Genomic DNA, 12,404 nt, shown 5'->3' on the forward strand with positions numbered 1-12,404 from the left:
CCTATGAGAAATCCGGGCTAGCAAAAAGCGGATATCATCCCGCCCGATACTTTATCGTCGGTTGGGTCCCCTATCTTGTTGCGGTCATCCTGACAGGCGTCGAATACGCGTCTATTATCGAACCGACCAATTGGGTGTCCTACTTCGTACCCGTTGCATTAGCATGGGAAATGGCACTCTTCTCCCTAGCCCTCGCATCCCGCATAAAGATCCTCCGCGACGAACGGGACACCCTTCAGGCCCAGCAGATCGAAGTCAGCGAAAAGGCTCGTAAGGCTCTTGAGCGCAGCAACCGCATCAAGGATGACTTCCTGAATGCGGTCAGCCATGAACTGCGCACGCCCCTGCATACCATCCAGGGCCAGCTGGATCTTCTCAGGGAGGCACCACTGAATCGGGAGCAGAACGATGCGTTCCATCTCATCGAGCACGCCAATCTGCGAATGACGCGGCAGGTGGGCGGCATTCTGGACTTCGTTGATGCCCAGGAAGAGAACCTGCTCAGCTCACCTCAGGTATTCGAGCCCCAATCCCTGTTTGACCTCCTCGAATACGAGTTCCGGGAAGCCACGAGAGCGAAACCGATTTCCCTCGCCTTCGGGATGGATGACTCCGTGCCCGGCAAGATCTTCATGGATGGGCTAATGCTCGAGAAGGTGCTCTACCAGCTCATCGATAATGCAGTTAAGTTCACACCTGCCGGAGGCGAGGTACTGGTCCGGGCCAGCCGACTCGCAGACGATTCCGTTCTGCGTATTCTGGTATCAGACACGGGGCCGGGCATTCCGGATTCCCAGAGAGAAAAAGTGTTCCAGGCGTTCAAACAGGGTGAGGCAGGTCTTACCCGACGTTATGGCGGTGTGGGGCTGGGGTTACCGCTTGCCAGTTCGCTGGCAAATGCCCTTGGCGGCCAGATGATAGTTCTTGAGACATCGGATCACGGCACAACGCTGGAAGTCACAGTGCCCTACGGCGATGTTCACCAGTCAGAGCACTACGACCCAGACCATCTCAATCTTGGGGACGTGGTCCAGGTACCCAGGGTTCTTGTGGTGGAAGACGACGCCGGTAACCGGATGATTCTTCGCAAACAGCTCGAAAAAATAGGGGTGATTTCAGAGGGGGTCCAGAACGGTCTGGAAGCCATCCAAGCGGCCATCAATGAACCCTGGGACATGATCATCATGGATTGCCAGATGCCGTTGATGGACGGTATTGCAGCAACACGTGAGATTCGATTGAAAGCCGCAAGTAACCTGGATACGCCCATCATCGCGGTTACTGCCAACGCTAGTGAAAGCTTCCGTATCAAGTGCCTTGAAGCCGGCATGGATGATTACTGTACCAAGCCCCTTCGGATGGACGCGTTGAAACAGCTTGTCTCCCTTTACGCGGAAAAACGCAATACAGAGCGTTTGCAGGAGCAGCGAGGCGTGCGGGATGCCGTGGCGGATTCCTGATGGCCAAAGTTCACTTTTCGTCCCCTGAATTTCGGTCTCTTCCACAAGTCTGCTAATGTTCGGCAGTAAGACTGTCGCGGAGGGATACATTGAACAAGGCAACGGAATTCAAGTCCGGCAACTTTTCGTTTTTGTCAGAGCACGATTCCTTGTTCGTGGAACTGGCCGAATCCGCCGAACGTGCCTTCGCCAGTGACCCCAACACCACCCTGATCAAACTCCGCCAGCTCGGCGAAGCCCTGGCCCAGCATCTGGCCGCGCTCTCCGGTATCGAGTTTGACGAACAAACCAGCCAATCCGAGCTTCTGTACCGCCTGAATCGGGAATTGCGCCTGGAACCGCAGATCAATGAGCTGTTCCATATCCTGCGCATTGAAGGCAACAAAGCCACCCACCAGTTCCGTACCCAGCACAAAGAAGCCATGGATGGCCTGAAAGTAGCGCGCGCGCTGGCCATCTGGTTTCACCGCTCCTTCGGCAAGGCCGGTGCCAGCTTCAAACCCGGCCCCTTTATACCGCCTGCCGACCCCAGCGCCCAGTTACGCCAGCTCCAGAGTGACATCGAAAAGCTCCGGCACGACCTGCAACACGCCAACATGGCACTGGACAGCAGCCAGCAGCTCAGCCAGCTGATCGAGCAAGAAAAAGCCGAATACGAAGCGCTGGCCGTGGCCATGGATGAAGAATCCCGCGCCCTGGCCGAGCAGGCCCGCCAGCACGAACAGGCCCTGAGCCAGCAGCAACAGGCCTACGAGCAGAAGATCAGAGCCCTGCAGCAACAGCTCACAGAGCAGGGCGAGCAAACCGTTAACCAGCAACGCCAACAGGTGGCCAAGAAAACCAAAGCCGCCACCGATACCCTGGTACTTAACGAAGAACTCACCCGCATTCTCATCGACCAGCAATTGCAAGACGCCGGCTGGGAAGCAGACAGCCAGGACATCACCTTCCAAAAAGGCGCCCGCCCGGAGAAAGGCCACTACCGCGCCATTGCCGAGTGGCCCACCAACCACAACGGCGAGAAGGGTCGGGCCGATTACGTGCTGTTTGTCGGGCTTACGCCTATCGCCGTGGTGGAAGCCAAGAAAGAAAACACCAACGTGGCCGGTAAAATTCGCCAGGCCGAGCGCTACAGCAAGGGCTTCAAAGTGGAATCTCCGTTAGTCGGCGCCTGGGAGTTGATGGGCCGCACCATCACATGGCCCGCAGACGAAAGCGGCCATTACCACGTGCCCTTCGTGTATTCCTGCAACGGTCGGCCCTATGTACCGCAACTGGCGGAGCAGTCCGGCACCTGGTTCCGGGATGTGCGCGAGCCCAGCAACCTGCGCCGGGCACTGCCGCAGTTCCACACGCCGGGCGGCCTGCTGGATTTGCTGGAACGGGACAAAGAAAACGCCGAGGAACTGTTAAAAGACGAGCCCTTCGGCTACCTGAAACTACGGGATTATCAACAGAACGCCATTGTCGCCACTGAACACGCTCTGGCCCGAGGTGTGCGTACCGCACTGCTGGCCATGGCCACCGGCACCGGTAAAACCCGCACCATCATCGGGCTGATGTACCGGTTCCTGAAAGCCGAACGCTTTCACCGCATCCTGTTTCTGGTAGACCGCACCGCACTGGGCCAGCAAGCCATCGACGCCTTCAACGAAGCGCCACTGGAACAGAACCACACCCTCAGCAAGATCTACAACGTGGCCGAACTGGGCGATATGGCCGCCGAAGCGGAAACCCGTATTCAGGTGGCCACAGTCCAAGCCATGGTCAAACGCATCTTTATGAGCGACAACCCGCCGCCCATCGACCAATTTGACTGCATCATCATCGACGAAGCCCACAGGGGCTACACCCTGGACCAGGAAATGACCGAGGGCGAACTGGCCCTGCGGGACACCGGCCAGTACCTATCCAGCTACCGCCGGGTTCTGGACTACTTCGACGCCGTAAAAATCGGCCTCACCGCCACCCCCGCCAAGCACACCAGCGAAATCTTCGGCAAACCGGTGTACACCTACTCCTACCGGGAAGCCGTGGCCGACGACTGGCTGATCGACCACGAACCGCCTATCCGTTACGAAACCCTGCTCAGCCAGAACGGCATTACCTTCGAGAAGGGTAAGCCCGTCGAAGTCATCAACACCCAGACCGGCGAAGTAGACACCACCGAGCTGGAAGACGAACTGACCTTCGAAGTGGACACCTTCAACCGCCGGGTGATCAACGAGAACTTCAACCGGGTCATCTGCGAACAACTGGTGCAGGAACTGGACCCGTTCGGCGACGAGAAAACCATGATCTTCTGCGCCACCGACCTGCACGCAGATATGGTGAAAAGCCAGCTCGATAAGGCCTTCAAGGACTTGTACAACGGCCAGTACAACGAAGCCGCAGTGGCCAAAATCACCGGCCAGAGCGACAAGGTGGACCAGCTCATTCGCCGCTACAAGAACGAGCGCTACCCCAACATCGCCATCACCGTAGACCTGCTCACCACTGGCATCGACGTGCCGCGCATCTGCAACCTGGTGTTCATGCGCCGGGTGCGCTCACGCATCCTGTACGAACAGATGATCGGCCGCGCCACCCGCCGCTGCGACGAGATCGGTAAGACCGTATTCCGCATCTACGACCCGGTAGACATCTATGCCGCGCTGCAAGATGTGAACACCATGAAACCCCTGGTGAAAGACCCCAACATCACCCTGGAACAACTGGTAAGCGAACTCACCGACGACGAGCAGCTGGAAAAGGCCCTCAACAGCCCCGGCGACGCTCCCGACGAAAACCAAGCCGACGTGGTGCTCAGCCAGCTCAGCCAGAAACTTATGCGAGTGCTGCGCAAGGCCGACAAAAAAGCCGAAAGCCGCCCGGAACTGAAACAGAAATTGGACGAACTGCACCAGAGCTGGGGTGTGGAACCCAAATCTCTGCATACCCACCTGCATAAACTCGGCCCACGGCAGGCCTCGGAGTTCATCAAACAACACAGCGGCCTGCTGAACCAGCTGGCCGAAGTGAAATCCCTGGTGGGCAGCGAATACATGCCGCTGATTTCCGACCACGAAGACGAAATCCGTGAACGTATCCAGAGCTACGGTGCACACGACAAGCCGGAAGACTACCTGGGCAGCTTCAACGAATTCATCAAACAACAGCTCAACCAGTCCGCCGCGCTGGCCGTCGTCGTCAACAAACCCCGTGACCTCAGCCGGGAACAGCTACGGGAAGTAAAACTGCTGCTGGACAACCACGGCTACTCCGAAGCCCGCCTGCAAAGCGCCGTGCGCAACCAGACCAACAAAGACATCGCCGCCAGCATCATCGGCTACATCCGCCGCGCCGCCCTGGGCGAGCCGCTGATTCCGTTCGAACAGCGGGTAGCGGAAGCCATGGACCGAATCTACACCCAGCACAGCTGGACCCCAAACCAGCGCAAATGGCTGGAGCGCCTGGCCAAGCAGCTGGTGCACGAAGTCATCATCGACCGGGAGTTTGTGAACCACCGCTTTGCCGATGATGGCGGAGCCAAGCAGATGGACAAGGTCCTGGGGGCGCAGCTGGATACGGTGCTGGAGGAGTTGAATGAGGCGATGTGGCCGGAGCGGAGTGCATGATTCAAGCATGTTTACGGCATCGACATTGACCTGTTTTGTATCCGATATTTTTTAACACAACGTACACAAGAGTTTTTGTGTACGGTCGCTGATACAGTAACAAGCTTGCGTATGGCATTTTCCTGCTCTTAATACACAAAGGGTTTCTTGTATGGTAGATTCGACACAAATAGATTTGTGTATTGGATGACGATCAATTTCATACAAAAGGATATTTTTCACGTGCAACCCTACGTCCCTGACACCCTGCCACTCAAAGACCTGGACTACGTCCAGCTCATCACATTGGTCGGGGAAGCCAATTCGAAGTTGGCTGAGTACAGTGGGCTCCTGCAAGGCATTGTAAATCCAGGAGTCATGCTCTCCCCCCTGACCCAACAGGAGGCGGTGCTTTCCTCCAAAATAGAGGGTACTCAGGCAACCGTTGAAGAAGTTCTGGAACGAGAAGCCGGCCAGAAGTTTGATGACCAGAAGAACGAAGACATCAACGAAATACTCAATTATCGCAAAGCGTTACGTCTGTCTCAGGATCACCTGAAAGACGGCCGGCCGATAACACTAAGCCTGTTGCTGCAACTGCATGGCATCCTGCTGGACAGTGTTCGTGGGCAACATAAATCCCCTGGCCAGTTCCGAAAAGAACAAAACTGGATTGGACGTGCCGGCTGCACCATTGAGCAGGCGACCTTTGTGCCGCCCAACCCGTTGCAGCTACCAAATTATCTGGAGCATTGGGAACACTACCTGCAAGTGGATGATTTTGACGTGCTGGCACAGACGGCTATCGTCCATGCCCAGTTCGAATTACTGCATCCATTCAAGGACGGCAATGGTCGTATTGGCAGACTCCTGATTCCGCTTTTCCTGTATTCGAAAAAACGGCTCTCAAGCCCGATGTTCTACCTCTCTGACTACCTGGAATCTCACAGAGAAGAATACTACCAGCGACTGTCGGCTATTTCTCAACACGGAGACTGGACCGGGTGGATCAAGTTCTTCCTGGGTGCGATCGTCCAGCAGGCAGAGGTTAACCTCCGTCGGGTTCGGCAAATCATGGCCCTCTATGAAGACACAAAGACCTGGATCCGAGAAACAACACATTCCCAGCATACACCGCTACTTCTGGACGGGATTTTTGACCGCCCCATTTTCAGTACCAGTGATTTTGCTAAATGGACAGGTATCCACCGGCAAACACTGCACGGTTTGCTACGCCAACTGGTAAAAGAGGATGGCCCGTTGATTATCCTGCAAGAGGGGCAAGGCCGCAGACCCTCCATTTACGCATTCCCGCAACTTCTTAATATCTGTGAGGGGAGAGACATCTTCCCCACCACCAACAACGGCTGAACGCACCCATGACCAACAACGACATCGTCCAGAAACTCTGGAACCTCTGCGACGTTCTGCGGGACGACGGCATCAACTACTCGGACTACGTCACCGAACTGGTGTTGCTGCTGTTCATCAAAATGGTGCACGAGAACACCGAAGCCGGCACCCTGAAAAAGCACCCGCTGCCAGAAGGCTGCCGCTGGAGCGACCTGAACGGTAAATCCGGCATCAACCTGCTGAACGACTACAAACGCATCCTGCTCAGCCTGTCTACCGGCCGCGACGCCGACGGCACTCTGGTACACGATGACCCGCTGATTAGCGCCATCTACGCCGATGCCCAGACCCGCCTGCGGGAGCCGCGCCACCTGGAACAGATGATCAAAACCCTGGACCAGATCGACTGGTTCAGCGCCCAGAAAGACGGCCTGGGCGACCTGTACGAAGGCCTGCTGGAGAAGAACGCCAACGAAACCAAATCCGGTGCTGGCCAGTATTTCACCCCCCGCGCCCTGATCAACACCATGGTGCGCTGCCTGAAACCTCAGCCCGGCGAACGCATCCAGGACCCGGCGGCGGGTACAGCGGGCTTTCTGATTGCCGCCCACGAATACATCAAAAGCCAGACCGACGACCTGTACGAACTGAGCGACAGGGACAAAACCTTCCAGACCACCCAGGCCTATGTGGGCATCGAACTGGTGCCCGGCACCCGCCGGCTGGCGCTGATGAACTGCCTGCTGCACGGCATGGAAGGGGACGCCGAGGGCGTGGTGCACCTGGGGAACGCCCTGGGCCAGACCGGCGCCGGGCTGGAAAAGGCCGACGTGATCCTGGCCAACCCGCCCTTCGGCACCAGCAAGGGCGGCGACGCCAGCATCACCCGGGACGACCTGACCTACAAAACCAGCAACAAACAGCTGGCCTTCCTGCAGCACATCCACCGCAACCTCAAACCCGGTGGCCGCGCCGCCGTGGTACTGCCGGACAACGTGCTGTTCGAAGCCGGCGTGGGCACCGACGTGCGCCGGGATTTGATGAACAAGTGCAACCTGCACACCCTCCTGCGCCTGCCCACCGGCATCTTCTACGCCCAGGGCGTGAAAACCAACGTGCTGTTCTTTACCAAGGGCAGCGCGGCGGACAAATACCAGGAAGAGAACTGCACCGAGAATGTCTGGGTCTACGACCTGCGAACCAACATGCCCAGCTTCGGCAAACGCACACCGTTTGGCGATCAACACTTGAAGCCCTTTGAGACTGTTTATGGCGAAAACCCCAACGGCGACAGCGAGCGCCAAGAGGGCGAATACAGCTTCCATTCCGACGCCATCGAACTGCCCGAACACAGCGACGAGAACAAAGGCATCGACCCACGCCTGGCCCACAGCCGCTGGCGCCGCTTCAGCCGCCAGTGGATTGCCGAACACAAGGGCGACTCGCTGGATATTGCCTGGCTGAAGGACAGTGACAGCGTGGATGCGGCCAACCTGCCGGAACCGAGTGTGTTGGCGGGTGAGGCGATGGGGGAAATGGTGCAGGCATTGGGAGAGCTGGATGCGTTGATGCGGGAGTTGGGGGCTGAGGAGGAGGCTAATGGGGCGAAAGTGCTTTTGGGGGATGTATTCAGTGGGGACAAGTCATGAGCACTTCTGCCGTTCCCAGCGATTGGCAAATTGCGAACCTTGAAGTCTGCGTTGATATTCTGGACTCCCAACGCGTTCCAGTGAACAACAAAGAACGCCAAGCCCGTATTCAGAACAAGGCTCCAGATGAACTCTATCCGTATTTCGGAGCGACTGGCGAAGTTGGGAAAATAGACGGGTACTTGTTTGATGAAGAGCTAGTTGCTCTTGGCGAGGACGGAGTCCCTTTTTTAGACCCAAGAAAGCCGAAAGCCTACAAATTGTCCGGCAAGACCTGGGTCAACAATCATGCCCATGTACTGAAAGCCGTTGAGGGACTGACGACCAACCAGTTCCTGCTACATTACCTCAATCAATTCGACTATCAGGAATATGTGAATGGTGGGACCCGCCTGAAACTGACCCAGGCAAACATGAGGCGTATGCCGTTTCCAGTGCCACCCCTCGCCGAACAAAAAGTCATCGCCGACAAACTCGACACCCTGCTGGCCCAGGTGGAAAACACCAAAGCCCGCCTCGAACGCATCCCACAAATCCTCAAACGCTTCCGTCAGTCCGTGCTGGCTGCGGCGGTGAGTGGGCGGTTGACGGAGGAGTGGCGGGAGCACAACAGCTCCCAGTTCCCATACGAAAACCACGAACTTTCAGAAATCATTCACGAGATGCGCAACGGGCTGTCGCCAAAACCAAATGAAGATGGGCGGGGCCATCCTATTCTGCGAATCAGTTCTGTCAGGCCGTTTTCACTGGATCAAATTGATATCCGGCATTTGGAGGTGTCGGAAAAAGATAAGGAACGTTATTCGCTCCAACCTGATGATTTACTGTTCACTCGGTATAACGGCAGTATCGAGTTTGTCGGCGTCTGCGCACGAGTTTCGCAACTCAACCACGACACTCTTCTCTATCCAGACAAGCTGATTCGTGTACGGGTGGACAAAGCGCAAGTAATTCCAGAATTTCTCGAAATATTCGCCGCAAGCTTTGAGGCTCGCCAGTATATTTACTCTCTCGTGAAATCAACGTCCGGACAAAAGGGCATCTCTGGCAAAGATTTGAAATTAATGAAGGTGGCGCTTCCAACAATTTCCGAACAAACCGAGATCGTCCGGCAGGTAGCCCAACTCTTCGCCCACGCCGACCGCATCGAACAACAGGTCAACAACGCCCTGGCCCGCGTCAACAACCTCACCCAGTCCATCCTGGCCAAGGCCTTCCGGGGCGAACTCACCGAGCAATGGCGCAAGGACAACCCGGAACTGATCAGCGGGGAGAACAGCGCGAAGGCGTTGCTGGAGCGGATCAAGGCGAAGCGGGCGGCTGCCGCAAAACCCAAACGCCGTAAAACCAAAGCGTAAATGACCTGGTCATCTACAAGGCCATCGCGGCCTGTGAGGGGACAGATGTAGCCGTTGACGACCATTTTCGTGACGTCACGAAAATGGTCTCGCTAGCAGCAATTACAAGCGCCCGGGGAAGGTCAGAGACACAGAATATAGGTGAGCAAGCCGGCAATCAGCTGTCATCATCAGGTGGAAACATCTGGCTCTGAACTGCTGGCGGCTCAATATCCGCCAGCGATTTGACCGTTAAGCCTCTTGAGCTGGCAATCTTGCGAAGTGAATCATCGTGCGACCAGACCTCATCCGCCATGGCAGCGAGTGCAATGGCGACAATCTGGCGGTCGTATTTAAGCTTGCTGGCAACCTGCCCGGGTGAGATCTGGGCCAACTCATTCCGGTTTGGAAGCTGAGCGCATTCGATCGCCGCGGCGGTATCGAAATCCACAACTTCAAAGCAGGCACTGCCGTTGAGAACATCCAGGTACTCCTGATATTTAGATTCTTCCACGCCAATCAGGAATTCCGATAAAACGGGGGTCGGTATGAGAATCAGGGCGTTCCTTCTCTCTACATCAGCGACAAATGCCTGTGCGCGTTCATCGACGCGCTCCAGTGCAGCCTTCGTTTCTGGATGTGTCAGGCCCGTTTTATTCGGAGCAAGAATCTGGATCAGGATGTTGTTGTCGACTAATAATCTCAAATCAGCCTCTCAGGTCCCTGGCTACTCCATGCGGGTCTTCCATGTCCGCCCATCTCAAACCACCAATCGTCTGAAGCCTGGAAACCACATCACCTACTTTGGCCGTATCCAGCTCCTGGTACGATTCAATTTTTAGCTTTTTGAGCTTCCACGTTCCTTCAGGCGAACGCTCCCAGATACCGGGACCGCTCACTCTCACCTGTTTGAACAACAGAGCGGAGAGCTGCTGAGCCATCTCGGTGCTGGCTTCGCAATAGAGAGTCTCACCACTGGCTCCCTCAAGTCGAACCGGGACCGTTTCGTCTTTACCACCAACCAGATACAGGCGGCCCTGGACGGAGCCAGACTTGTTAACCACCAGTGGCTTTTCATCATCTGGCCGCTTTCGAAACGACAATACCGGCGCTTCCATGTTGTCCAAAATCGCTCCCCCTGTGCCATCTTCATCCATGAGTTGTTGAAGTGCTCGGTAGGCAGATAGGTGTTTTTTCGCACCCATGCCATTTGGCACTTCCCGCACGTGGGTGAGAACCTTTTGATAGTGGAGGTCCTCGATATTCACATTCAGCATGGCGCTGCCCTTGCTAACCGCAGAAAAATGCACGTGCTCTACCGCCCCAAGCATGTCGGAGAGATGAGCCAGATACTGCCCTAGCCGTTTCATAGGAAGCGTCTCCGGGCTGCAGTCATTTAACTTCAGGATTAGCTTTTTCATACTGGTGATTATAGAAGGCTGGCAGCCCACTTGCTACCGAACGTATTATGGAACGAGTAAGTAGGTATTCGCTGACCTTAAGGACAACTACCGCTTTGCCAACAGCCTATGCACAGGAACTGGAAATGACTAGGTTTGCCTGTAACTTCGCCATTGTGCGATTCATGCCATACGTCGAAACCGGCGAGTTCGCCAATGTCGGCGTTTTGCTGTGGATACCCAAGCAGAAAACCCTGTTGTTCAAACTTCTACGACGTAAGTACGGACGAATTACTCAATTCTTCGAAGAGCTGGATAAACAGGTCTACCTGAAGGCCATGGCTGATCTGGATGCCGAGCTTCATCGAATCCAGGTGTTGCTTCAGGAAGATACTGTAGTCATGGCTAATTCAAACCTCGAATACGGCTTCCACAAAGGCATCTTTGAGGAAGTTATCCGTCCCCGAGAAACCATCGTTCGGTTCAGCGAACAAAGGGCCATTCTAAGCGAAAACCCGAAAGCAACCGTTGCTGCATTGTTCAACTACTATGTTGATCGCCTCACTGCTCCACCACAATCAACTCCCCAAGCTCAAACCCCTCCGCCTCGGCCCGGGCCTTGAACGCCTCCAGCACCTCCTCACTCACCTCCGGAGTGCGCGACATCAGCCACAGGTAATCCCGGTTGTAGCTGGTCAGGTAAGCCGTGGTGTAGTCGTCATCCAGCCCGAACACCACATAGGAGCCATAGAAGGGCCCGAAGAAGGACACCTTCAGGTGGCCCACATCACTGTCACCGACAAACTTTGCCCGGCCTTCGGCCTCTTCCCATTCGCCTTTTTCTTCGTTATAGCCCCTGTTGATAACTTTGACGCTACCGTCCTCGTTCAAGGTGTATTCGGCGGTCACCTGGCTCAGGCCGCGCTCGAAGAAATGGTCCAGGCGGGCAATTTCATACCAGGTGCCCAGGTAGCGCTGCTGGTCAAAGCCGGTCACGGGTTCAATGCCCTTGGGCACACCAGTACAGCCGGCGATCAGAAACAGTAACGCGATTACAGCCAATCCAGTCTTCATGACAAACTCCCAAAGAACAGTCGTGAACCAACCATAGCAAAGCCGCAGGCAAAGATCGTCAAACAGGTGTTAAGCTCTAAAACACCCTGGCGCTCGTATACCCAGCGCTAACCAACCAAGGAGTCGAATATGATCGGATACGTCACACTCGGAGTCAGCGATATGGGCCGGGCCAAGCAGTTCTACACGGAGTTGCTGGCAGATCTGGGCGCCAAGGTGCTGATGGACATGGAGCGAATTGCGTTTATTGGCAAAAGCATGGGAGCCCCCATGCTGGCCGTCTGCACCCCGTTCAACGGTGAACCCAACCATCCCGGCAATGGCAACATGGTGGCCATTCCGGCGGGCTCCAAAGAAGCCGTGGATAAGTTTTACCACAAGGCCATTGAACTGGGCGCCACCTGCGATGGCGAACCGGGGCAGCGCATTCCGGACATGTTCTACGGCGCCTATGTGCGCGACCCGGATGGCAACAAGCTGGCGTTCTTCGAATTCGGCTAAGCGTCGACCGCCACCACCCCGGTTGGGTGGTGGC

At 56.0% G+C, this 12,404-nt stretch carries 10 protein-coding genes; 7 read left to right on the forward strand and 3 right to left on the reverse strand.

Translation table 11 applies throughout. From position 1 onward, the window contains the following. From Q674_RS21640 to Q674_RS21660, 5 genes are all read left to right on the forward strand, one after another. The coding region (locus Q674_RS21640; RefSeq protein WP_023007644.1) for a response regulator at window positions 1–1,460 on the forward strand (1,460 nt) is incomplete at its 5' end. 89 nt (window positions 1,461–1,549) lie between these two features. Continuing rightward, window positions 1,550–5,077: a type I restriction-modification system endonuclease gene (gene hsdR, locus Q674_RS21645; protein WP_023007645.1), complete on the forward strand. Its 3,528-nt coding sequence runs from the start codon at window positions 1,550–1,552 to the stop codon at window positions 5,075–5,077. 222 nt (window positions 5,078–5,299) lie between these two features. Continuing rightward, window positions 5,300–6,427: a Fic family protein gene (locus Q674_RS21650; protein ID WP_023007646.1), complete on the forward strand. Its 1,128-nt coding sequence runs from the start codon at window positions 5,300–5,302 to the stop codon at window positions 6,425–6,427. Window positions 6,428–6,435: 8 nt separating this feature from the next. Beyond that, window positions 6,436–8,058 carry an N-6 DNA methylase gene (locus tag Q674_RS21655; RefSeq protein ID WP_023007647.1) on the forward strand — a complete coding sequence of 541 codons (1,623 nt, stop codon included), beginning with the start codon at window positions 6,436–6,438 and terminating at the stop codon, window positions 8,056–8,058. After that, window positions 8,055–9,416, forward strand: a complete 1,362-nt coding sequence (locus tag Q674_RS21660) for a restriction endonuclease subunit S (protein WP_023007648.1) — start codon at window positions 8,055–8,057, stop codon at window positions 9,414–9,416. Before Q674_RS21655 ends, Q674_RS21660 begins: the two co-directional genes overlap by 4 nt. 157 nt (window positions 9,417–9,573) lie before the next feature. On the opposite strand, the gene Q674_RS21665 is transcribed toward Q674_RS21660, so the two are convergent. Both Q674_RS21665 and Q674_RS21670 read right to left on the reverse strand, forming a co-directional pair. Further along, a complete protein-coding gene (locus Q674_RS21665) occupies window positions 9,574–10,101 on the reverse strand; it encodes a type II toxin-antitoxin system VapC family toxin (RefSeq protein WP_023007649.1) in 528 nt (175 codons plus the stop codon). Window position 10,102: 1 nt separating this feature from the next. Continuing rightward, complete coding sequence (locus Q674_RS21670; RefSeq protein WP_023007650.1) at window positions 10,103–10,765, reverse strand: hypothetical protein; 663 nt, start codon at window positions 10,763–10,765, stop codon at window positions 10,103–10,105. A gap of 146 nt (window positions 10,766–10,911) precedes the next feature. Here Q674_RS21670 and Q674_RS0120435 point away from each other — a divergent pair, with 146 nt between their 5' ends. Beyond that, a complete protein-coding gene (locus Q674_RS0120435; RefSeq protein ID WP_227501157.1) occupies window positions 10,912–11,418 on the forward strand; it encodes a DUF3037 domain-containing protein in 507 nt (168 codons plus the stop codon). Here Q674_RS0120435 and Q674_RS21675 read toward each other — a convergent pair. Continuing rightward, window positions 11,357–11,869, reverse strand: coding sequence for a lipocalin family protein (locus tag Q674_RS21675; protein WP_031209534.1), 513 nt, complete (start codon window positions 11,867–11,869; stop codon window positions 11,357–11,359). The two genes, Q674_RS0120435 and Q674_RS21675, sit on opposite strands and share 62 nt — an antisense overlap. 129 nt (window positions 11,870–11,998) lie before the next feature. Between Q674_RS21675 and Q674_RS21680 the strand changes: the two genes are divergently transcribed. Next, the gene (locus Q674_RS21680) at window positions 11,999–12,370 is read left to right on the forward strand and encodes a VOC family protein (RefSeq protein ID WP_014420015.1); all 372 of its coding nucleotides are present in this window, start codon (window positions 11,999–12,001) and stop codon (window positions 12,368–12,370) included. Window positions 12,371–12,404 lie beyond the last annotated feature (34 nt).

This window comes from Marinobacter sp. EVN1 (assembly GCF_000475375.1).
Classification (GTDB): Bacteria; Pseudomonadota; Gammaproteobacteria; order Pseudomonadales; family Oleiphilaceae; genus Marinobacter; species Marinobacter nauticus.

What these genes read in the sequence shown, in the direction of transcription:
- Q674_RS21655 (WP_023007647.1), top strand. Translation starts at nt 6,436, where the DNA reads ATGACCAACAACGACATCGTCCAGAAACTCTGGAACCTCTGCGACGTT.
- Q674_RS21660 (WP_023007648.1), top strand. Translation starts at nt 8,055, where the DNA reads ATGAGCACTTCTGCCGTTCCCAGCGATTGGCAAATTGCGAACCTTGAA.
- Q674_RS21670 (WP_023007650.1), bottom strand. Translation starts at nt 10,765, where the DNA reads ATGAAACGGCTAGGGCAGTATCTGGCTCATCTCTCCGACATGCTTGGG.
- Q674_RS21675 (WP_031209534.1), bottom strand. Translation starts at nt 11,869, where the DNA reads ATGAAGACTGGATTGGCTGTAATCGCGTTACTGTTTCTGATCGCCGGC.
- Q674_RS21680 (WP_014420015.1), top strand. Translation starts at nt 11,999, where the DNA reads ATGATCGGATACGTCACACTCGGAGTCAGCGATATGGGCCGGGCCAAG.